The sequence below is a fragment of the Tepidibacillus fermentans genome (assembly GCF_004342885.1).
Classification (GTDB): Bacteria; Bacillota; Bacilli; order Tepidibacillales; family Tepidibacillaceae; genus Tepidibacillus; species Tepidibacillus fermentans.
In genome coordinates this window covers 31,656-52,888 of record NZ_SMAB01000006.1, presented here as the reverse complement: position 1 = coordinate 52,888, position 21,233 = coordinate 31,656, and the positions used below count along the sequence as shown (strand labels likewise).

Genomic DNA, 21,233 nt, shown 5'->3' with positions numbered 1-21,233 from the left:
AAAAAATAGTAAGAAATACACTCCCAAAAGTCGCTGCTTATGGAATATATAAACCCACTATCTCCGAATCACTCGGCTTCAATACTACCATCCACGGCTTGCTCCGCCTCCACCGGATGATCCACCGCCACCTCCACGTGGACCGCCACCACCGAATCGACCACCGCCTCCTCTTGCAACTAGCGATAGAATCGTAAAGGTGAAAAAGCCGCCGAAGAAGATAAAATCAATAAGGATAAAGACAAAAATAATAAGAGCCCACACAAGTTCGGAAAGACTAAATGATTTTTTTGCTGGAGTATCAGGTGGTCTATTTTGAACCAATTGATCTGAGTTTAAATGATACTCTTTAGCCACCTCATTATACAGAGCCTTATAGACCCCCATCACAGCTAAGTCTGGTTGATTATTTTTCAAATATGGAACAGCGAAATCATCCAAGATTCGTCCTGCTTTCCCGTCAGGAATTGCTCCTTCAAGACCATAGCCAACTTCGATTCTCATCTTATGGTCATTCATTGCAATAACAAATAACACACCATTATTTAATTTTTTATCACCTAACTGGTAGGTACGAAAAGCGGTGGTTGCATATTCTTCAATTGGTATACCATTTGTCGTATCAACCGTTAAAACTGCAATTTGCGCTTTTGTGGCATCATCTAATCTTCTTCCTAGATCAATCAATTCAGCCTTTTGATCAGGAGTTAAGACATGCGCAAAATCCTGAACATATATATCTCCAATAGGTTTTGGAATCTCAATTTGAGCAAAACTAATGGATTGAAATAAAACCGTGATAGCAAAGAGAAGAAAAAAGATTCCTCTTAACCTCTTTTTCATTTCGATTGACTCCCAAAATCAACAGATGGTGCCTTTTGGGCATTCTCATCCGCTTGGAAATATTCCTTTGGCTCAAAACCAAATAGACGAGCGACAATCACTCCAGGGAACCTTTTGATCTGTTGATTATAGGTTTGTACCGCAGTATTGTAATCTCTTCTTGCGGTTGCAATTCGATTCTCCGTACCTGCCAATTCATCCATTAATTGCGTAAATTGTCGATCCGCTTTTAAATTCGGATACCGTTCGACAACAACTATTAATCGACTTAAAGCTGAGTTCAACTCTGTATTCGCATTCGCCATTTCTAAAGGTGTTCTGGCTCCTGCTAAACGAGCCCTTGCATCGGCAATCCCTTGCAAAACCTCTTTCTCATGAGCGGCATAACCCTTGACGGTATTGACCAGATTCGGAATTAAATCCATTCTTCTTTGTAATTGGGTTTGAATTTGGGCAAAAGATTGATTTACCGCTTCTTCTTGTGAAACAAAGCTATTATAGCTACCTATCATTGAAAAAGCGAGTATTGCAAAAATAGCAACAATAACAATTAAAATAATGGTTCCTTTTTTCATGAGATTCTCCTTTCACTCCCTTTTAATTTATATTATACCTCTTTTATTAAGATATAACGAGAAAACAAAGCGATTAGCGTCAGCGTAAAAAAAGGGCAAGGGTTTTTTAAGTAAATCCCCTGCCATATCCTAAATTCTATTTATTTCATCCCGTGTTTTCCATAATGTTTCGCAATTTGTACAAGAGAGCGAACCATCACACCAGTAGCTCCTTTTGGAGTAGTCGGTGTTTCCTTAGATGTAAAAGCTGTACCCGCAATATCTAAATGAATCCAAGGAGTATCCTCTGCAAAAGCATCTAAGAATAGTGCAGCAGTAATACTGCCTGCATTTCTTCCCCCAGTATTTTTCAAATCAGCAATTTGGCTTTTAATTTGTTCTTTATATTCATCAAAAGTAGGTAACTGCCAAATTTTTTCGCCTGCTTTTTTCGCTGATTTCTTAAAGTCTTCAAGGAAAGCAGGATCATTTGTAAAAGCCCCTGTAGTTACCGTACCTAGCGCTACAAGAATCGCTCCTGTTAAAGTGGCTAGATCAATAATTCTTGTTGCTCCTAGCTTTTTTGCATAGGTAATTCCATCTGCTAAAATTAGACGACCTTCTGCATCTGTATTTAAAACTTCAATCGTTTTTCCACTCATCGTACGGATGACATCTCCAGGCTTATAGGCCTTGCCAGATGGTAAATTCTCAGTAGAAGGAATGACGGCAACAATATTTACTTTTGGACGTAATCGCCCGATCGCTTCCATCGCTCCAAGAACGGCTGCTCCTCCTGCCATATCTGTTTTCATTTCATCCATATTCGCTGCAGGTTTTAGCGAAATTCCACCACTATCAAAAGTTAAACCTTTTCCGACAAAACCTAAAACTTCATCCCACTTTTCTCGACCACGATATTTGATCACGATCATTTTTGGCGGTTGATCACTTCCTTGGGCCACTGCCAAAAGTCCGCCCATTCCTAAACGCTCCATCTCTTCTTTACCGAGGACTTCATATTCCATCCCATAACGGCGAGCAATTTCTACTGCTTTTTCTGCCATCTTTGTCGGCGTCATCAGATTACCAGGGGAATTGACTAAATCCCTTGCAAGATTGGTTCCTAATCCATAAGCAGTTCCACATTCAATTCCATACTCTAATTCTTCCGATACTTGATCTGCCATCAGCTGGATGAATTCGATTTGGTGATGCTCTTCTTTTTCTGAACGATACCCTTCAAAATGATAAGCAGCCAAAACAGCCCCTTCCGCAAATGAATGAGTCACATGGTGTTCATGAACATTAGGATGATTGATACCAAAAGGACAAGAAGCGATTCGTTTTGCTTTCACTTTGATTCCTTGTTTTACAGCAATAGCAGCTACTTCCCTAATCAGATCTTGATCGAATTGGTCATAATTTCCTAAACCAATTACTAAAACCCGAGAGGCAGGAATTTTACCAAACGTATGAATAAGAACAGTTTCTTTTGCCTTTCCCGTAATATCCCCTTGCTGAATTAAATCCGAAATCGCACCATCAAGAACTTGATCTAACTCTGCTAACTTACCCTGTGGTTTTTTTTCATTGAGATAATGACCAAATACCAACAAATCTGCTTTAATCTCTGCAACATTTAGATTCGTAAATTCGATTTTCATGACAACACCTCCAAAAAAATGGATATGGAATATTGTACTTTTTTTTCACTGAATTGAAAATTATTTCGGTTGGCTAAAGTTTTTCCTGTTTCAAATGTAATTGAATCTTAGGAAAATCGATTTTTGTGACTTCATCGATGGAGATCCTTCTTTCTTGAGGTAGAACAGCTAATGCTTTTTCAATAAAGTTGATCACAGGCTCTAAGTCAAGATCCCAATATTCAGGACGATAAGGTTGTAAGTATTGATAAGCAGATTGAAAAAGGGCTCTCGAACCGTAAATATTTCCGTTTTCGAAATGATAAACGGCAACAGCCACTTGTAATAATCCTTGTAGAAACTTGTTTTGCCGATCTGTTAACCAAATTTCTTCAAGTAGGTCATGGCATTCGTAATATTCCCCTTCGTTAAATTTCTCAAAAAACAAATAATATTCCTCAGGATATTTTCTGAACATCATTTCACCCCTGACTAAAGAATACTTTTATCATAACAAAGGAAAACACAAATTGCACGATTTCGAATACAATCAAAAAAGGCAAGGATATTTACTCCTTGCCCGTAAATCATTTTATTTTATTGCATCAACTGGTTCTGCACGGTTATATTCTTTCATAACCTCTTCTGTTAAAGTCCCATCGCCTTTTTTAATCACATAAACATCAACTTCTCTTTTTCCCCATTCTTGATAAACATCTTGAATAGTTTCAAAATAAAGGTCTAATTTGTTCCCTTTTATCGCCGAACCTTTATCGGCAACAACACCGTAGCCATATCCTGGAATATAAAGGACGGTTCCTATTGGGAAAACGTTTAAGTCAGCGGCGATCGTAGAATAATTCCCTCTTATGACTCGAACTCCGGAATAAGTAATACCATATTGAGGGTGAGATTTATCTTTACCTGTTGATTCCTTTCCAGCTGTATAACCTGTCGCTACCACATGTACCTTTTCATATTTGGAAAGATCAAAGATAGGTTGACTTTTCGTTTCATTACTTTTGGCTTTTATAGGTTCTTTTTGTTCTTTACTCAACAGTTTTCCTAAGAAGGGTAATTGATGATCTTCAAGGAAAAAATGAAACATCTCATTCATAAAATCATGATTCACGTGATTGTTTTGATTCCTATTTTCTATTTGTTTTGGAATCATTGTAAACCCCATCAATTGGATGGATATTACAACCAGCAAGAAGAGTAATGATAATTTAGCTGGTTGTTTATTTTTGGTAGACATTGATCTACCTCCTCTCTAAAGTTCATCTTTTCCGACAAAAAAATTTTTATACCTACTTTAGAGAGAACTTCTTAGATTTTTGCATGAACTTGGAAATTATCTCTTGCTAATTTTACCGATTCGACCTGACAAAAATAAATCTTGTCCTTTTTATACTAAATACCTAGTGTTTATATTGTAAAACGGTTTATCTTTGTTTAAAATGAGAATGAGTTACCATGAAAAAGGAGGATCGCTAATGAATCTGAATCCACATGCAACTAAAACAACGAATTCCCCAAATCGTCCAACTCAATACATCAACTTTATTTTCTTCAAGGTAGACCCTGCTTTTCGCAGATTGAGCAAAGATGAACAAAAAAGAAGGAAAGATGAATTCCAACAAGTAGTGAAAGAATATATGAATCATTCCGATCTCATGCTTCTTTATTATTCCCTTGTTGGTATTCGAGCAGATGTTGATTTTATGCTTTGGAGAATCACTAACCGCTTAGAACTTTTTCAAGAAATGACTACTAAGTTATTACATACTGGTTTAGGTCAATATTTAACAGTTACCTATTCCTATCTATCGATTTCAAAAAGAAGTATGTACGTAGATAAAATTGAGCCTGAACATCAAAACTCGCGAGCTTTCATCATACCCGGAAAATACAAATATCTCTTCGTCTACCCTTTTGTAAAAACAAGGGATTGGTACCATTTAACATTCGCAACTCGTCAAGGGATGATGGATGAACATATTCAAATTGGAAACAAATATCCCTCTGTGAAATTAAATACGACTTATTCGTTTGGGATTGACGATCAAGAATTTGTTGTCGCTTTTGAGACGGATGAACCAAAAGATTTTCTCGATCTCGTTCAAGAATTAAGAGAAACGGAAGCAAGCCGATATACCTTACGAGATACTCCGATGTATACCTGTATTCGTAAAAATGATATTGATGAATTACTTGAAACGATCTAACAGCAAAAAAGTCCCAAATAACTTGGGACTTCCTTCATTATATATATTTCTCTTTACAATCATTTATATCTCTTCTTCTACTCCCAACCCATCGCATGCAGGACAAGTTTCCGTTCCACCAACCATGACAACATGATACCCCTGACCATCACATAGTCCACAAACATGTTCTGTTTCTTGGACCATCTTCTATACCCCTTTCACCCTTATTTGTATAATATATCAATTATTCAGGAGATTATTAATATTCGTTTTGCAATTGGATTGACCGAATTGTCTCGTGTTCTTAATAAACAAAAAAGCCGAGGAATCTCGGCTTTGAATGGATCAAATCAAATCGATCAAATTATCCTAAAAATTTTCCTTTTTTAAAGACTAGCGGCAAGCCACCAATGGAATATAAATATCGATTATCTATCAATTGCTTCATTAATGAAGCGGTCATTCCTTTTATCTTCCATCTTCCTACTGTTCCAATCGCTTCTCTGCGACCTAAAGAAGCAACGGTTCCACGGTATTGAAATTTAAAAGGTTTCAACTTCATTTCACCATTGCGAATAAGAGAAACGATCTGTTTGGCTACATATTCACCTTCTTGAACAGCGATTTGCGCAGTTGGAGGATAGGGTTTTACGTTTTCATCAAATACAATGGAACTGTCGCCGATAATAAATATATCTTTATACCCAGGTGCTCTTAAATAAGGATCCACCTTTGCTCGAGAACGGATCGTTTCAATTCCAAGGTTATCAATGATTTTGTTTCCACGTACACCACCTGTCCATACTACTGTTCCCGATTTTATTTGTTCTCCATTTGCTAAAGTAACCCCTTCAGCTGTAACTTCCTTAATTGGCGTGTTGGTTCGAATTTCCACGCCTTTACCCTTTAGAACTTCCATTGCATGTTCAACAAGATTGGGTTCAAATCCAGGTAAGACGGTAGGAGCAGCTTCAATATTAATAATACGAACGACCTCAGGGTTTACATCAAATTCTTTGCAAAGTTCTGGTACCCGATCAGCAAGTTCCCCTACAAATTCTATACCTGTAAAACCTGCTCCCCCAACAATAAAGGTTAAATACTCTGAATGATCTGGTTCTGCTTTGTATTTAGCAAACATATATTCGATATGTTCGCGAATTAAACGGACGGAATTAACACTACGAATGACAAAAGCATGCTCTTTTAAACCTTTGATACCAAAGGTTTCTATGTCACTTCCTAAGGCAATGACCAATACGTCATAAACTAATATCTGTCCATCTTTTAATTTGACACTTTTATTTTCAAGAGATATTTCGACTACTTCTTGTTGAATTCGATTGATTTTTTCGCGGTCAATTAAATCATCTAATTCAATTTTCACTCTATTGGTAGGTAATGTTCCTGCGGCTGGAGCATGCAAATGAGTGGTAATATAGTGATAACTGTGCTTATTTACGATTGTGATTTCTGCTTCATTGTAATCTAATTCCTTTTGTAGTTGCAGTGCAGTCATCAAACCACCATATCCTGCTCCCAAAATTAAAACCTTCACATTCTCACTCCCTATTTTTTAACAATATCTTTTCCTTTCGAAACAACTTTCACTAAAAAACAAAAATATTTTGTTACAATAAATAAAGAAAAAAGACATACTATGATAAGTTTATTGACAACGTAATAATGTTGTTAATTATCTATACTTATCATACCATGTCAAAACATCGATGAGAATCATAAAAAATTATAATATAATTCCCAAATTTATAATGTATCAATCATGGTTTTTTCGCCTAATACCAAATCAGAAAGTTTCATTCCGTCTAAAACAGTGGCCATTGTTGTGCGAAGCTTTTCCCAGACAATTTTGGTAGAACAATCCTCATTTTTATCACAACAATTGCCATCGTTATCTTCCATGCAATCAACGATATTCATCGTTCCCTCTAACACACGAACAATATTACCAACCACAATTTTTTCTGGAGAGTCTACTAACCGATATCCTCCTTTTGGACCGCGGACGCTTTTCACTAATCCCGCTTTACGAAGGTCAACAAAGATCTGTTCTAAAAAAGCCTCAGGGATTTTTTCATCTGCTGCAATTTGCCTTAATGGGATCGGCTGATTATTTTTTGGTTTTGCTAAATAGACCATTGCTCGAAGCCCATAATGGCCACGTGAAGAAAGCTTCATCTGGTCTCCCCCTTAGCAACTACACTTTTTATCTTTACAATGAAAAGAATTTTGGTATTTTTATTGTATTAATGCTCTGAGGTTATGTCAAATAGAGCGAATTGTGTTTTTTTTATTATTTTTCAGAATTTCTATCTTTAAAATCACTCTTCCTCAGTTTATAATGAACATGGGACATGTTAAAATCATGCAAAGGTGGGAGGCAGAAACATGGTACATGATGAAAAGGTTTACGACATTACAGTTATAGGTGGCGGTCCTGCAGGATTATTTGCTACATTCTATGCAGGAATGCGAGGAGCAAGTGTAAAGTTAATTGAGGCAATGCCACAACTTGGGGGACAACTTACTGCATTGTATCCAGAGAAATATATTTACGATGTAGCTGGTTTCCCCAAAGTTCTAGCAAGCGAATTGGTAAAACGCGTTGAAGAACAAGCAATGCAATTCAATCCTACTGTTTGCCTAGATGAAAAAGTAGAAAATGTCGAGAAAAATGGTGATGGTATTTTCGTTTTAACAACAAGTAAAGGTACACACTTATCCAAAGCTGTCATTATCACAGCTGGTATCGGTGCTTTTGAACCTCGTCGTCTCGATGTTGAAGGAGCCGAAAAATACGAAAAAACCAACCTACACTACTTTGTAAGTGATATGGAAGTATTTAGAGACCGTCGTGTTCTTGTCTTTGGTGGCGGAGACTCTGCTGTTGACTGGGCATTAATGTTGGAAAACATTGCAAAAGAGGTAACCATTATCCATCGTCGTGATAAGTTCCGTGCTCATGAACATAGCGTTGAAAAATTATATGCTTCAAAAGTAAATGTGATTGTTCCTCGTGTGATTACTAAACTCGAAGGTAATGAAAAGATCGAGCGTGTAACCATCGCTACTCCTAAAGGCGAAGAAGAACAAGTTATTGAAATTGATGACTTGATCGTCAATTTTGGATTTGTTTCCTCTCTTGGACCCATTGCAAACTGGGGTCTTGAAATCAAAAACGGTGCAATCGTTGTTGATTCGACAATGAAGACGAACATCGATGGCATTTATGCTGCTGGTGATATCGCTACTTACGAAGGAAAAATCAAGTTAATCGCTGCAGGTTTTGGCGAGGCACCAACAGCGGTAAATAACGCGAAACACTATATTAACCCTGAAGAGCGTATTCAGCCTGTTCATAAACATTAATACCGAATTGAGCACTTATCAAATGCGAAACCACTCCATCTGGAGTGGTTTTTTATTTTATTTTTCTGTATAAATTGTCTCTTCATACTACAAAATAAATTTATAAATACTTTAAGGATACGAGGTGTAAAAAATGTTGAAAAGTATATTGTATTGGACCTATATCCTCCTGATCATCATCGCAACCTTCTTCTTCCCAATTGCCATTCTTTTAGGAAACCTTCCACTGGGCCGAGTCGATGCCATCATTGGCGCAATCTTATCATTTATTTTTATGGCTAGTTATACTCTTTATAGCTTTCAATTAGAACGTACAAATTAGGTGATCAAAAATGGGGTATCTTTGTCCTGTTTGTAATGCCTTAACGATACTTGAGGCCACTTGTCCAGATTGTAATCACTTACTAGATGATCATGGACGACTTGATGATATTTGGGAACCTTATGCGCCCTATCGTGAATATGAGGATATGAAGTTAACCAATGGGTATCCCGATGATTTTAAAAATCATCTTTGTATCCATATTGCTTCTTGTCCTAATTGTAAGCGTAATTTGTATATACCCGTTCAAGAACAGTTTTTTTCTTAGGTTGCGAATGTGTAATCATTCGCTTCTTTTTTGTTAGATTAAGCCATGGAAATACGGGTATCATACGCCATTTTCGACTCAAAAATCGTATAAAGTCTAGGATTTTTACGAAAATTTTTCTTATCTTTTTCCTTCTTTAACAACTCATTATGAATTCGATCTAATCGATGACTTAATTCTAAAACTAGAGGATGTTGAAATCCCAATACTTTACCCTTTTCTTCCATTTCTTTTCTTACCTCTTCAAATTCCTTTATCAAATCTCGTTTCATTTACATATACCCCTCTCATTTCCTTCCATTCATTATTTACTGATTACCATAAGCTTACAATATTTCAGTTTAAAAATCAAACGTTTGTTCTCAGAATATTTGTTCTATTCATTGATAAAAATCCAAGATTCAGTTTCCTTTATTCATTTTAAAGGTAAGATGATTTATAATGGAAGAAGATTGTGATTTTTTTCTTTCCTTTTAGGAAAACTAGATAATTTGGGAGTGAAAATAATGCCCATCATGACTCATAATGATTTACAAGACATTCAAATAAAAGTTGAAAACAAAGAACGATTAACATTTGAAGATGGGGTTCGTCTATTAAAATCGAATAATCTATTTGCGATCGGTCAGATGGCCGATCTAGTGAGAAAACGAAAGAATGGTGATTATGTCTCGTTTATTGTCAATACACACCTGAATTACACCAATGTCTGCTTTTTAGGATGTAAATTATGTGCGTTTGGACTTAAACCTGATCATCCAAATGCTTACACCTTATCATTAGAAACAATTGAGGAAAAAGTAAAAGGACTATCAGAAAAAGGATTTTCTGAAATTCATATCGTCGGTGGAGTCAATCCAAAACTTCCCTTTGAATACTATGAAGAAATGATTCATATTATCAAAAAACATAATCCAAACATTCACGTTCAAGCCTTTACTGCTGTCGAAATTGATTATATTGCAAGAATAGCGAATCTTTCAGTAGAAGAAACGATTACACGTTTACAAGCGGCTGGTCTAGGATCGATTCTAGGTGGTGGAGCAGAGATTTTCGATCCAGAAATCCGCGCGATTATCTCTGGACATAAGACCAATGCTGACCGTTGGTTTATGATTCACGAAATTACACATCGACTTGGAATGAAATCAAATGCTTCAATCATCTATGGACATATTGAAAAACCTGAACATATCATCGATCATTTAATCCGTTTACGCGAGTTACAGGACAAAACCAATGGTTTTAATGCCTTTTTTGGCTTTGCTTTTCATCCTGATAATACGCCATTAGCAAGGGAGTATAATCTTCAAGGAGAAACAACTGGAATCTATGATTTAAAAATGATGGCTGTTGCTAGATTAATGTTGGATAACTTCCCGCATATTCGTGCTTTTTGGATGGGCATCGGACAAAAACTTGCACAGGTTTCTCTACATTTTGGTGTAGATGATTTAGATGGAACAGTGATGGAGGAACAAATTATCCATTCTGCTGGTTCAGAATCTACTCATTTTGTACCGAAGAACTCCTTCATCAAAATGATTAAAGATGCTGGTCGAATTCCTGTTGAACGGGACACCTTATATAACACGATTAAAATTTATGACTAGATAAGATTGAAAATTCATTTTACTTATGGGGAGGAAACTGGAATGAGTCTAATAATCGCAAATGATCCCACATTGGCGCCTATTGTTGAAAAAGTTAGAAATGGAGAACGATTAACCCTTGAAGATGGATTGAAGCTATACGAATCACCTGATTTACTGACCATCGGCCAATTGGCCAATGAAGTGAATCAGAAGAAAAATGGGGATTACGTCTACTTTACGCAAAATATGTATATTAATCCTACGAATGTTTGTGAAGCTCATTGTAAGTTCTGTGGTTTCCGTCGTGACCCTGGTGAAGAAGGGGCTTATACCATGGGTATGGAAGATCTTCTGCGATATGTAGAAGAGCGTTTTAATCCAAATATCCGTGAATTTCATATCACAGGTGGCCACAATCATACGGTTGGTTTTGACTATTATGTAGATATTGTTAAGACTTTAAAAAAACATTATCCTGATGTCACGATAAAAGCCTATACTGCTGCTGAAATCGTCTTTTTCTCGGAAAAAACAGGCAAGTCGATTGAAGAAATTCTGAACATCTTAATTGACGCAGGACTTCAAACCATGCCAGGTGGCGGTGCCGAGATTCTCTCTGAACGTTACCGCCTGCTGATGAGCCCAGAAAAGGCAACCACCCAACAATGGCTAGATGTTCATGAAGCCGCTCATCGTTTAGGACTAAAAACTCACGCAACCATGCTTTATGGTTCCATTGAAACACTAGAAGAACGTTTAATGCATATGATTCATGTTCGCGAATTACAAGATAAGACAAATGGATTCTATGTCTTTATCCCTCTTGCCGTTCAACCGAAAAAAGCGACAGCTTCGATTAAAATGAGAACCTCTGCGTTCGATGATCTGAAGACGATCGCAATTAGTCGCTTAATGTTGGATAATGTGGATCATATTAAGGCCTATTTCATCAACATTGGAACCCAATTAACTCAGTTAGCCTTAACCTTTGGCGCTTCCGATGTTCACGGTACCCTTGTGGAAGAACGAATTAGCCATGCTGCTGGTGCATTGACTCAAGTTGGCTTAACCCGTGATGAATTAGTGTGGCTAATCAAAGGTGCCAATAAAATTCCCGTTGAAAGGGATACCTTCTATAATAAGATTAAAATATATGAGTAACAACAAAAACCTCCTTTTCTACTTTAGAAAGGGAGGTTTTTTATTTATGGTCGTTTATCATGCTCTGTTAAACATTGAGTTATTCCTCTTCTTTTAAAATTTGATCCCAAAAATCCTCGAATTGATTCTTTTCTTTCAGTTTTTCTTCTATATTCAATAATAATTCCTCAGGACTATCCGCATCTACGAATTCCCCTTCGACTAAGGCAAAGGGACGTAATAAACATTGACTGCAATGACCTAAGCAACCATATTCCATTACTTCAAGATCAGGATCTTCTTCTAATTTCTCTTTTACTTGCTCAGTTCCCCAAGAATAGTTGCTTCGGCAAAATTCAATCAAGAGTTTCATTGCATTTTTTCATCCTTTGGCTGAATTCCAAGTTGATCTAATTTCTTAAAGATTTTCTTTAGGTTCGGATTACCCTCTGTGACGATCTCATCTTCAATCACAACAACAGGATACCATAAATCCTCAAGCATGATTCTTCTCGCAAACGCCTTTTCTTCTTCATTATTTGGCTTTTGAAAATCGATATAGGTTACTTTGATTTGCTCACCATATTTCCGATCAAATAAGGATTGTAACCAAGAGGCTGTCTCTTCACTTGAAGGAGCTTTAATACAACTCGCACAAATGATTCCCGTCCCATAGACAAGAACTTCAAGTTTTCCATCTTCTGTTTTACGCATAAAAACCCCTCTTTTTAACGATATCTTTACCTTTAAGTTATATAATAATAATCCTCGAATGAAAAGTACTGAAGTTTTGCTAAGTATAGTATTTACTCTCTAGTATGAATACCATTCATATGCTACAATGTGAGAGAAAAATACACTTAAGCGAAAGGAGAATCAACGTGGATCTATTTGATGAAGTACAAGAAGTGATTGATAAGTTACGTCCCTATCTTCAAAGAGATGGTGGCGATGTTGAACTTATAGATGTTGAAGATGGTATTGTAAAAGTTCGCTTAAAAGGTGCATGTGGTACTTGTATGAGTGCAACATTAACATTAAAAATGGGGATTGAACGAGCATTACTTGAAGAACTTCCTGGAAAGATTAAAGAAGTTCAGCAGGTTTAACACAACGATCGTCTCTAAATAAAAAAAATAGGTTTGTATATTCCAACGCACTCTGTTGTCCGCCACTTTCTTTTAATAACGATTAGGTGAGAAATGGCTACAATAATCGCTGCTTATGGAATATACAAACCTTTAAGCTTACTTGAATATTTATTAATTATGACGGTTTCTCATCGAATACTGTCTTACCATATGATTATATATCGAATTTAACATTATCTTTCCAAACCTCTGAATTAACCATATGCTTTGGTCGGTTTCCTAATAATGCGTCCCTTAGTCCTTCCGCAGCCATGATTGCCATTTTCTTCCTTGTTACAATACTTGCGCTGCCAATATGGGGTAAGGCCACCACATTTTCTAACTGTAATAACGGATGATCTTTTGGCACTGGTTCATGGTGAAACACATCAAGCCCTGCTGCCCAAATCTTCTTGTTTACGAGTGCCTGATATAGAGCATCTTCATCTACGGTTGCTCCCCTTGATGCATTAATCAAGATACTTGTTGGCTTCATGAATCCTAATTCCCGTTCCCCAATTAAATTCCTTGTCTCAGGAGTCAAAGGAGTAAGCAGTACAACAAAATCTGATTCCCTTAATAAATCATCCAAAGAGCGATATTCTGCACCTAGACGTTCTTCTATTTCAGGTCTGCGATTCCGATTATGATAAAGGATCTTCATATCAAAACCTGTCGTTCTCTTAGCCAAAGCCTCACCAATCCGTCCCATTCCGATAATCCCAATGGTTGCACCATAAATATCCTGCCCTGCCATAAGCATTGGACCCCAACTTTCCCATTTTCCTTCAAGTAAATATCGGTTTGCTTCGGTGATTCTTCTTGCTGTTGCCATTAATAAAGCAAATGTCAAATCTGCAGTGGTATCACTTAATACACCGGGAGTATAGGTTAAGCTAATTCCTTTTTCAGTTAATCGAGAAACATCAATATTATCATACCCTACTGCCATAATGGATACAGCCTTGAGGTTAGAAGCATAATCTAGAAGTTCTTGATCAATTTTTTCAGTGAGCATAACATATAATCCATCTACATTTCTTACTTCTTTTAAAAGAATTTCTCTTGGAACAGGTCTATCTTCCTCCCATACTTTCACCTCAAAATCTTTTTGCAAAAAGCGAATTGCTTCCTCTGGTATTTTTCTGGTAATATAAATTTTTGCTTTCTCCATTTCTCTTTCCTCCTGAATCGTCTGATATCAATTCTATTTGTTTTGAAATTGTTTGGATATAGGGTGAATAATATCAAGTCCACCGCTAACACTAATACAGTTTCCTGTGATAAAATCTGATTTTTCTTGGGATAGAAAAGAAACAACACGTGCTACATCTTCTCCGGTGCCCGGTCTTCCCCGTAGAGATTCTTTGTCTTTTATCTCCAAAACTTCATCAATCTCTTTTTCTTTATTCTCACCGATGATATCGCTAGGGCATATTATATTTACAGTAATACCAAACGGTGCCTCTTCTACCGCTAAGGATTTACAAAAAGAGACTAAGCCAACTTTTGCAGCTGCATAGGCAGAACGATCAGGCCAAGCTGGAACTTCACTAGCCCGATGAAATCCAAAATAGATAATCCGCCCAAACCGCTGTTTTCTCATCAATGGGAGGACAAAAGAAGTGGTCATCATTGCACTTGTTAGATTCCCATTTACCATGGCTAAGACCTCTGAAATCTCCATTTCATAAAATGTCTTACGCTTACGAATAAATGGCCCAACACTATGGATAAAAACGTCAATCCGTCCGTAATTTTTTTCAATTTTTTCAAACATTTGCTTCAAATCGTCATACTTTGTTACATCACCTTGAATGGCTATTGCTTGCTGTCCTAAATTCTCAATTTGCTTTACCGTTTGCTCTGCAACTTCATGATTATGCTGGTAATTAATGATGATATCAAAACCGTCTTTAGCAAGACGTAATGCACTACTTTTCCCTAAACCTGTTGAACCACCTGTGATCAATGCGATACGTCTTTCTTCCATTTTTATCACCTATCAAGCAAGTTTTTTTGTTTAGTATACAAATTGGACGTTCATAATACAATGTTAACAAAACTTCAAAGTGTGGATGAAACAGTTTCCGAAGGGGAACATAAAAAAGAGTGATTATGAAAGGAGGAATAGGAAAAGATGAAAGAAAATTTTGTTCACATATCTGATGAAACGCTTCATCAACAGACATTAAAATTATTAGCTGAGAGAAATGTAACGACACGTGATATTGCTGAACTCGTCTATTTTTTACAATCTAAATATTTTCCCGATATCACATTAGAGAAATGTGAAGCGAATGTGAATAAAGTTCTAGAAAAACGTGAGGTTCAAAATGCTGTAATCACTGGTATTGAATTAGATCGACTCGCAGAGAAAAAAATCTTAGATTCCCCATTACAAGAAATTATTTACCAAGATGAAGGACTGTATGGGATCGATGAAATCATTGCACTATCAATCGTTAATGTATATGGAAGCATTGGTTTTACGAATTATGGTTATATCGATAAAATGAAGCCAGGAATATTAGAAAGATTAAACTCCCATGAAGGAGGTACAGTGAATACCTTTCTAGATGATATTGTTGGAGCTATTGCCGCTGCAGCTTCAAGCCGTATTGCTCATAGTCAAACAAAGTAAGGAACCAAAAAGTATCGAAACGGCTGGGAAAATTATCGAAACAGATGAATTACTACAAATACAATTCACTTATGATGAAAAGGCGATTTTTTCATAATATGAAAAAAGGTAGGATAATCCTACCTTTTTTCAATTTATTTTTTTTGATTTTTAAAAATCTGAAAAGTACAAATTCGATCCCCTTGACCCATACATGATAGATTCATCACGTCAACGCCTAGTAGATTCTCAAATAACTTTCTTTCTGCTTCACAAGCTTCAGGATATTTTTTAGCAATCTGTGAAATTAAACAATTATATTGTTTCAATACAAATGCTTCTTCATTTGTATCAAGTTCGGCCATATATCCCTTATCGTTTTGAATCTCTAGTAAAGAATCTACTTTTTCTTCTAGAGTTTTCCCAGAAAGCATAGGGAGATATCTAGTTCTAAGAAGTTCTTCTCTACGTTCAAAAATCTCATTTACTTTCTCTTCGCCATTTACATCGACGAATACATCTAATAGATCTAATGCCAATTGTCGATAAGCTTTTGGAAACTGATCTTCAGCTTTATCCGTTAAAGAATAAATATATGTTGGTCTGCCCATGGACTGACGAACCAATGCTGACCGAATCAGTCCATTCTGTTCTAAGGTATTTAAATGGCGCCGAACGCCCATTTCCGTAATACCTAATTCCTTAGAAATTTCACTAACGGTTAAAGAACCATTAGCCTTTAACATCAACAAGATTTCATCTTTCGTAGATAAATGTTCTCTTGGCAAATTCCCACCTACCTTTCACTGTATTTCTTATTGTAATCGATTTTCCCTTATAAGTAAACTAAGTAAATACATATGTTTAATAAGTATACTCATACCAACACTTATAATTCCTTTTTCAAGTATGCATGCACATGTTGTTCAAATCCTAAAACTGTTGAAAAAGATCTAGTCATCAGCTTATACAACAATTCAGGATCATTTTTCGTATAATCGTGAACAAGAATTTTGCGATAGGAAATAAACTCTTTTAACACTTCTGCATCTTGCTCAGGCAGCACTCTCTCATCCAGTAAGATTTCAATAATATCTAAATAACTTCCAGGATCACGCATAATAAAGCCATCAATTAGATGATTACCGACATCAACAATCGATTCAATCGCAATATGTATTGCACGTTCAGCTGCCAACACCACAATACTATCCTGAACAAAATCCTCAAGACTCAAATTGGTTAAAGGTTGAACAATCTCTAAAACACCCTTCATATAATCTAGGATTTCATCAATTTTTTTTGTATTCACATTATACATCTAACCCACCTCCCCAAATTCTTGGCGTTTCATTCGTAACCGTTTACGCTCAAATTATAGCATAAAAAACCTTCTTTCCTTTGCTGAGTTTCGCAAAAAATTCCACCCAGTCTTTATTTTTTTGCTAAAATAAAAGAAATTAACAATGATCTGATGTAGTTTTTTGGGGAGGTACATATGGAAAAGTTACAATTGAAGCATGAAGAAGGATTTCAACCAGAAATAAGAGACTTTATGATGAAAGAATGGCCCTCAGCGAATGAAGAGGTATTTGGGTTTCGTGATCAAGCCAAATGGAAAATGGAAGAACATATCCTGACTGCGAGAATTGGAGATGAAATCATTGGTCTGGCACAATTCCGTATTATTGGTGGAGTCGGTTATTTAAGTACACTATTAGTAAAGGAAGAGTACCGTGGAAAAGGCATGGTTGGTAATTCTCTATTAGCACAATTTGAATCCATGGCTCAAGAAAAAAACTGTCATAAACTGGGATTGAAAGCTTATAAAGATAGTCGAGCGACTAAATTCTTTGCGAAACATGGTTATCAAGAAGAGGGAGTTTTGAAGAACGACATACACGGTATCAATTGGGTGATGATGGCGAAATTTGTTTAAAGCGGGAGATGAATCTCGCTTTTATTATTCTTTTTCTACTTTAAAAATTTCCCACTGCATCTGATAACCATATGGATGTAAAACATACCTCCACTTTTCACCATTTCTTTTCGCAATTTCTACATGACATTCTTGTAAATCTTTTTTCATAAAAACAATCGGTCGTTGGTCACCTTCCTCTACACAAGCCCGTTCAATCTCCATCATCTTACTTAAAAATTGTTCAAAATCAGCTTGATCTTCAATTGAGATATTCTGTAAAACTCGCCATTGATTGAGCATCGCTTGCCAAATTTCAAGAATAAATCCCTCATCTTTTATTTCTTTAATATAAGGTTGTATTTGTTCAAAAATCATGAAAAAAACCTCCACTGTTCTGTATGACAAAAAAAAGATATATAATAATATCAATGTATGGCTAGGAATTTATTTTTAAAAATGAATGGCTGAAAGGAATGATTCCTTATGAGTAATATGATTACACTATTTGAAGATGAAGAAACATCTCGAATTAAATATATTAGTTTTATTGGAGAATCCAATACCCGTTTTGACTTAGCCATCGTTCAAACAGACCGTTTTTTTGGCAAAAAACTCGTGATTCATATTCAATCAGGAAGAATAGGTATTATTGGACAAGATGATTTAGAAGAACCAGGCTTTCTTGAAGAAACCTATCACTTAAGCGAAGAAGAAGTAAAAGACCTGTATCAATATCTCGTTCAGGAAATTTAAAAAAACTTCCATCGAAGTCCTTTCGAAGACGTACTCGAGTCCTTCTTTAGCGGAAGTTTTTTATGCCGAAGTCCAAGTTTAACTTTGCTTTATTAATTTAATGAAGTTAAACTTTTCTATGCGGTAAACGCCCTACTCGAAAGGGCGTTTTATTATTAAAGAAACGATTCCGTAGATAACTAAAGTAACTCCTCCCATCAATGATAGTATCGCACCATAACCTATGGACATTAAGTGACTGATATCAATTCCAAAGAAATACTTTTTCTTTAACAAAATATCTTGAAAGTGAAGCAAATTATTACTTAAAACCAATAAAATGAACACCCCTAAGATCGTGATCGTGATATCTGTTTTTTTTCCTGGTTTCCAAATCAATAAACCTAATGCTATTGCTCCCATTAGAAAAGTATATACACCATTTACACGAAACCCAACAATCTTTTGCTTAATCACCCATAAATCAATATAAGCCCAAGGCAAAAATGCAGATAACATAACGATTAGGCTTCCTATCCACCCCAAATAGGTCCATTTGCTCTTCATCATCCTCCCCCTTTCTTTTTCCGTTGTTCATTATCATTATACAAGCCCGAATTTACTTTAGACCGAAATTAATGATCGGAATGCTAGAAAGGTGAATCTCAATTCCAAGGTATGAAAAAAGCTGCTGATACAAAACCTAAGAAAGAAAACTTTCTTTAGGTGGAGCTTTAAACTTCCTGAAGTTAAAGGAAAGAGGTGAATATTGAAAATATGAATCAATCTAAATACGATCGTGTGAAATTAGAAAATAATATTTTAAAAAGGGATCGAGAATTTTCTGATGTGGGAACGGTTGAATCGCAAAGGGATAATTTACTTCCTGAGGAGTTCCCAGAGGGTCCCTATGGTTCACCCATTAATCGTTCCCTTGAAAAAGATACGCCATATTTAGAAAGTCAACGAGCCACATCAAACTTTACTTATGAATATAAACAATTTCATGAAGGAATCGAACGACAAGAACCAAACGCTCATCCAACTCATGATAACCCTGATAAGAACAACGAGCACTCTCCATCATTCTAAGTACAAAATTGCACTAAATAGTTTTGTATCACTAGCTTGTATGATTCTATAAGCTACGACATGGCACGACTTTCAGCTTTGTATATTCCAACGTGCTCCGTTATCCGTGTATTTCCTTTGAATAAAAAATAGTCAAAAAAATGAGCCTTATTGTGGCTCATTTTTTACGATCACCTTCATGATGATCATCTGTTTTAACTTTCTTAATGACAAAGTAAGAGCAACCAAAATTACAATACTCATATAAGTATTCATCTAAGGAACCTATTTTCATTTCATGTGAAATTTTTGGCCGTTTATCCGAATAAAAACCTTTTAATCTTAATTGATTATATCCCCAATCCCCTACGATATAATCATATTTATCAAGTATCTCACTATACCTTTCTCGAAATGATTCAGGATTCCAGCCGTTTTTATGATTAACTACCAATTCATAAGTATGCCCAAACATGTGTATCATATAGAATATCGACTCCTAAATAATCTTTTTCATTTATTTTATCATATCTATACTACAGTTTTCAGCATTTTCAAATTACATTTCAAACATTGACAGTTGATACAAAATATGAATAAAATTACTTTGTAAACATTAAACTATAAAAAGAGGGGGATAATGATATATGGATTTTAAGAACAGTAAAACATTACAAAATTTAAAAACTGCGTTTGCAGGTGAATCTCAAGCTAACCGTCGTTATTTATACTTTGCAAAAAAAGCAGATGTTGAAAGTTTAGCTGATGTTTCTTCCTCATTCCAACGTATTGCTGACGGGGAAACTTCTCATGCCTTTGGCCACTTTGATATGATTCTAAAATTTGGCGGTGGAGACCCAGTTACTGATTTACCAGTTGGAAGCACAGAAGATAACTTGAAGTCTGCGATCGCTGGTGAAGAATACGAATTTAGTGAAATGTACCCTGGTTTTGCTAAAATTGCTCGCGAAGAAGGTTATGATGAAATCGCAGAATGGTTTGAAGTTATGGCAAAATCTGAAAAAGCTCATGCCAATACATTCAAAAAAATCTTGGAGCGTTTAAACAACTAATTGTTTGAAACTACTATTTCGATTAAAATGGACTAGGTGCCAACCTAGTCCATTCTTTCAATACGAATTTATTGTTAAATCATAAAACTGAAAGGTGTGAATGAAATGAAATTAACAAAATCTGATCTCATCCCCTATCAAGAATACCAAAAGCTTCATGACAAATTTCTAAAAGAAGTAATCGAAGAGAAAAAAGTTTTAAGAGTAAATATTAGCGATAAAATGTCAGGTTTATTTGAAACTAAATTAACGGTTTTTTATCAAATTCAAGAAATGATTCGTGCAGAACAGATATCAGATCCTACATACATTGAAGAAATGCTAAACGTGTATAATGAACTCCTTCCTGATAAAAATGAATTAAGTATGACTCTTTTTATCGAAATCCCTGTTCAAGAAGACTTACGCGCCTTTAATAAAACGATCGTAGGAATTGAAAACCATGTCCAACTTCTTTTTGATAACATAGTGATTACTTCCTATGAGCCAGATGATGAAGAAAAAGAAGAAGAAAACTACACCCAATCGGTTCACTATCTTCACTTTCCTTTTACAGAAGAACAAAAAGACCAATTTCTTAATGCGAATCAAGTCACGCTAAAAGTGAATCATCCAAATTACCAAGTCGAAAAAGAACTTCCAGACGAACTCATACAAAAACTTCAAGAGCAGTTATCAAAAAACTAAATCAATTTATAATGAAGGTTTCCCTTAC

The 21,233-nt window shown here is 35.8% G+C and carries 31 protein-coding genes; 13 read left to right on the top strand and 18 right to left on the bottom strand.

Annotation, left to right across the window (positions count from 1 at the left end; translation table 11 throughout):
- Positions 1 to 84 precede the first annotated feature (84 nt).
- The 5 genes from EDD72_RS05455 to EDD72_RS05435 all read right to left on the bottom strand — a co-directional run bounded on the left by EDD72_RS05455 (position 85) and on the right by EDD72_RS05435 (position 4,301).
- Positions 85 to 843, bottom strand: coding sequence for a TPM domain-containing protein (locus EDD72_RS05455; protein ID WP_132768071.1), 759 nt, complete (start codon positions 841 to 843; stop codon positions 85 to 87).
- On the bottom strand, positions 840 to 1,418 hold the full coding sequence (locus EDD72_RS05450; protein WP_132768069.1) for a LemA family protein: 579 nt from the start codon (positions 1,416 to 1,418) through the stop codon (positions 840 to 842). The genes EDD72_RS05455 and EDD72_RS05450 overlap by 4 nt, the downstream gene beginning before the upstream one ends.
- Before the next feature lie 140 nt (positions 1,419 to 1,558).
- Entirely contained in the window at positions 1,559 to 3,064 is a 1,506-nt protein-coding gene (locus EDD72_RS05445) for a leucyl aminopeptidase (protein ID WP_132768067.1), read from the bottom strand.
- A gap of 73 nt (positions 3,065 to 3,137) precedes the next feature.
- Entirely contained in the window at positions 3,138 to 3,521 is a 384-nt protein-coding gene (locus tag EDD72_RS05440) for a DUF309 domain-containing protein (RefSeq protein WP_132768065.1), read from the bottom strand.
- Positions 3,522 to 3,635: 114 nt separating this feature from the next.
- A complete protein-coding gene (locus EDD72_RS05435; RefSeq protein ID WP_132768063.1) occupies positions 3,636 to 4,301 on the bottom strand; it encodes a 3D domain-containing protein in 666 nt (221 codons plus the stop codon).
- Between the two features lie 238 nt (positions 4,302 to 4,539).
- Here EDD72_RS05435 and EDD72_RS05430 point away from each other — a divergent pair, with 238 nt between their 5' ends.
- Positions 4,540 to 5,271, top strand: a complete 732-nt coding sequence (locus EDD72_RS05430) for a chlorite dismutase family protein (RefSeq protein WP_207893648.1) — start codon at positions 4,540 to 4,542, stop codon at positions 5,269 to 5,271.
- A 63-nt stretch (positions 5,272 to 5,334) separates the two neighbouring features.
- Here EDD72_RS05430 and EDD72_RS12485 read toward each other — a convergent pair whose 3' ends face one another.
- The 3 genes from EDD72_RS12485 to EDD72_RS05420 form a co-directional block, all read right to left on the bottom strand.
- A complete protein-coding gene (locus tag EDD72_RS12485; protein WP_165894976.1) occupies positions 5,335 to 5,457 on the bottom strand; it encodes a YuiA family protein in 123 nt (40 codons plus the stop codon).
- 160 nt (positions 5,458 to 5,617) lie between these two features.
- Positions 5,618 to 6,811, bottom strand: coding sequence for an NAD(P)/FAD-dependent oxidoreductase (locus EDD72_RS05425; protein WP_279388089.1), 1,194 nt, complete (start codon positions 6,809 to 6,811; stop codon positions 5,618 to 5,620).
- 209 nt (positions 6,812 to 7,020) lie between these two features.
- Positions 7,021 to 7,452, bottom strand: a complete 432-nt coding sequence (locus EDD72_RS05420; protein ID WP_132768059.1) for an RrF2 family transcriptional regulator — start codon at positions 7,450 to 7,452, stop codon at positions 7,021 to 7,023.
- A 210-nt stretch (positions 7,453 to 7,662) separates the two neighbouring features.
- Here EDD72_RS05420 and EDD72_RS05415 point away from each other — a divergent pair, with 210 nt between their 5' ends.
- From EDD72_RS05415 to EDD72_RS05405, 3 genes are all read left to right on the top strand, one after another.
- Positions 7,663 to 8,643 carry an NAD(P)/FAD-dependent oxidoreductase gene (locus EDD72_RS05415; RefSeq protein ID WP_132768057.1) on the top strand — a complete coding sequence of 327 codons (981 nt, stop codon included), beginning with the start codon at positions 7,663 to 7,665 and terminating at the stop codon, positions 8,641 to 8,643.
- Between the two features lie 133 nt (positions 8,644 to 8,776).
- Positions 8,777 to 8,965 (top strand): hypothetical protein, encoded by a 189-nt coding sequence (locus tag EDD72_RS05410; RefSeq protein ID WP_132768055.1) that lies wholly within the window; start codon positions 8,777 to 8,779, stop codon positions 8,963 to 8,965.
- Between the two features lie 10 nt (positions 8,966 to 8,975).
- Positions 8,976 to 9,233 carry a hypothetical protein gene (locus EDD72_RS05405; protein WP_132768053.1) on the top strand — a complete coding sequence of 86 codons (258 nt, stop codon included), beginning with the start codon at positions 8,976 to 8,978 and terminating at the stop codon, positions 9,231 to 9,233.
- Between the two features lie 38 nt (positions 9,234 to 9,271).
- Here EDD72_RS05405 and EDD72_RS05400 read toward each other — a convergent pair whose 3' ends face one another.
- Positions 9,272 to 9,505: an aspartyl-phosphate phosphatase Spo0E family protein gene (locus EDD72_RS05400; RefSeq protein ID WP_132768051.1), complete on the bottom strand. Its 234-nt coding sequence runs from the start codon at positions 9,503 to 9,505 to the stop codon at positions 9,272 to 9,274.
- Positions 9,506 to 9,739: 234 nt separating this feature from the next.
- Here EDD72_RS05400 and mqnE (EDD72_RS05395) point away from each other — a divergent pair, with 234 nt between their 5' ends.
- The gene (mqnE, locus tag EDD72_RS05395; protein WP_132768049.1) at positions 9,740 to 10,846 is read left to right on the top strand and encodes an aminofutalosine synthase MqnE; all 1,107 of its coding nucleotides are present in this window, start codon (positions 9,740 to 9,742) and stop codon (positions 10,844 to 10,846) included.
- Between the two features lie 42 nt (positions 10,847 to 10,888).
- Positions 10,889 to 11,989, top strand: coding sequence for an aminofutalosine synthase MqnE (gene mqnE / locus EDD72_RS05390; RefSeq protein WP_132768047.1), 1,101 nt, complete (start codon positions 10,889 to 10,891; stop codon positions 11,987 to 11,989).
- A 79-nt stretch (positions 11,990 to 12,068) separates the two neighbouring features.
- Here the strand turns inward: mqnE (EDD72_RS05390) and EDD72_RS05385 are convergent, their stop codons facing one another.
- A complete protein-coding gene (locus EDD72_RS05385; RefSeq protein ID WP_132768045.1) occupies positions 12,069 to 12,341 on the bottom strand; it encodes a DUF1450 domain-containing protein in 273 nt (90 codons plus the stop codon).
- The gene (locus tag EDD72_RS05380; protein ID WP_132768043.1) at positions 12,338 to 12,682 is read right to left on the bottom strand and encodes a DUF1462 family protein; all 345 of its coding nucleotides are present in this window, start codon (positions 12,680 to 12,682) and stop codon (positions 12,338 to 12,340) included. The genes EDD72_RS05385 and EDD72_RS05380 overlap by 4 nt, the downstream gene beginning before the upstream one ends.
- Positions 12,683 to 12,801: 119 nt before the next feature.
- Between EDD72_RS05380 and EDD72_RS05375 the strand changes: the two genes are divergently transcribed.
- Positions 12,802 to 13,077: a NifU family protein gene (locus EDD72_RS05375; protein WP_132768243.1), complete on the top strand. Its 276-nt coding sequence runs from the start codon at positions 12,802 to 12,804 to the stop codon at positions 13,075 to 13,077.
- A gap of 196 nt (positions 13,078 to 13,273) precedes the next feature.
- Here EDD72_RS05375 and EDD72_RS05370 read toward each other — a convergent pair whose 3' ends face one another.
- Both EDD72_RS05370 and EDD72_RS05365 read right to left on the bottom strand, forming a co-directional pair.
- Positions 13,274 to 14,272 (bottom strand): 2-hydroxyacid dehydrogenase, encoded by a 999-nt coding sequence (locus tag EDD72_RS05370; protein ID WP_132768041.1) that lies wholly within the window; start codon positions 14,270 to 14,272, stop codon positions 13,274 to 13,276.
- A 33-nt stretch (positions 14,273 to 14,305) separates the two neighbouring features.
- Complete coding sequence (locus EDD72_RS05365) at positions 14,306 to 15,091, bottom strand: SDR family oxidoreductase (protein WP_132768038.1); 786 nt, start codon at positions 15,089 to 15,091, stop codon at positions 14,306 to 14,308.
- 147 nt (positions 15,092 to 15,238) lie between these two features.
- Between EDD72_RS05365 and EDD72_RS05360 the strand changes: the two genes are divergently transcribed.
- The gene (locus EDD72_RS05360; RefSeq protein ID WP_132768036.1) at positions 15,239 to 15,742 is read left to right on the top strand and encodes a phosphatidylglycerophosphatase A family protein; all 504 of its coding nucleotides are present in this window, start codon (positions 15,239 to 15,241) and stop codon (positions 15,740 to 15,742) included.
- Between the two features lie 134 nt (positions 15,743 to 15,876).
- On the opposite strand, the gene EDD72_RS05355 is transcribed toward EDD72_RS05360, so the two are convergent.
- Both EDD72_RS05355 and hepT read right to left on the bottom strand, forming a co-directional pair.
- Positions 15,877 to 16,509, bottom strand: a complete 633-nt coding sequence (locus EDD72_RS05355) for a helix-turn-helix transcriptional regulator (protein ID WP_132768034.1) — start codon at positions 16,507 to 16,509, stop codon at positions 15,877 to 15,879.
- Between the two features lie 101 nt (positions 16,510 to 16,610).
- On the bottom strand, positions 16,611 to 17,042 hold the full coding sequence (gene hepT / locus EDD72_RS05350) for a type VII toxin-antitoxin system HepT family RNase toxin (protein ID WP_132768032.1): 432 nt from the start codon (positions 17,040 to 17,042) through the stop codon (positions 16,611 to 16,613).
- 177 nt (positions 17,043 to 17,219) lie between these two features.
- On the opposite strand from hepT, the gene EDD72_RS05345 reads away from it, so the two are divergent.
- Positions 17,220 to 17,660, top strand: coding sequence for a GNAT family N-acetyltransferase (locus EDD72_RS05345; RefSeq protein WP_132768030.1), 441 nt, complete (start codon positions 17,220 to 17,222; stop codon positions 17,658 to 17,660).
- Positions 17,661 to 17,684: 24 nt separating this feature from the next.
- Here EDD72_RS05345 and EDD72_RS05340 read toward each other — a convergent pair whose 3' ends face one another.
- Complete coding sequence (locus EDD72_RS05340) at positions 17,685 to 18,017, bottom strand: hypothetical protein (protein WP_132768028.1); 333 nt, start codon at positions 18,015 to 18,017, stop codon at positions 17,685 to 17,687.
- 108 nt (positions 18,018 to 18,125) lie between these two features.
- Between EDD72_RS05340 and EDD72_RS05335 the strand changes: the two genes are divergently transcribed.
- Entirely contained in the window at positions 18,126 to 18,395 is a 270-nt protein-coding gene (locus EDD72_RS05335) for a DUF3055 domain-containing protein (RefSeq protein ID WP_132768026.1), read from the top strand.
- Positions 18,396 to 18,527: 132 nt separating this feature from the next.
- On the opposite strand, the gene EDD72_RS05330 is transcribed toward EDD72_RS05335, so the two are convergent.
- Positions 18,528 to 18,941 carry a hypothetical protein gene (locus EDD72_RS05330; RefSeq protein WP_132768024.1) on the bottom strand — a complete coding sequence of 138 codons (414 nt, stop codon included), beginning with the start codon at positions 18,939 to 18,941 and terminating at the stop codon, positions 18,528 to 18,530.
- Between the two features lie 210 nt (positions 18,942 to 19,151).
- Here EDD72_RS05330 and EDD72_RS05325 point away from each other — a divergent pair, with 210 nt between their 5' ends.
- Positions 19,152 to 19,466, top strand: a complete 315-nt coding sequence (locus EDD72_RS05325) for a hypothetical protein (RefSeq protein WP_132768022.1) — start codon at positions 19,152 to 19,154, stop codon at positions 19,464 to 19,466.
- A 157-nt stretch (positions 19,467 to 19,623) separates the two neighbouring features.
- On the opposite strand, the gene EDD72_RS05320 is transcribed toward EDD72_RS05325, so the two are convergent.
- Positions 19,624 to 19,929, bottom strand: a complete 306-nt coding sequence (locus EDD72_RS05320) for a YutD family protein (RefSeq protein WP_132768019.1) — start codon at positions 19,927 to 19,929, stop codon at positions 19,624 to 19,626.
- Between the two features lie 163 nt (positions 19,930 to 20,092).
- On the opposite strand from EDD72_RS05320, the gene EDD72_RS05315 reads away from it, so the two are divergent.
- Entirely contained in the window at positions 20,093 to 20,518 is a 426-nt protein-coding gene (locus tag EDD72_RS05315) for a rubrerythrin family protein (protein WP_132768017.1), read from the top strand.
- A gap of 105 nt (positions 20,519 to 20,623) precedes the next feature.
- A complete protein-coding gene (locus tag EDD72_RS05310; protein WP_132768015.1) occupies positions 20,624 to 21,205 on the top strand; it encodes a DUF3501 family protein in 582 nt (193 codons plus the stop codon).
- Positions 21,206 to 21,233 lie beyond the last annotated feature (28 nt).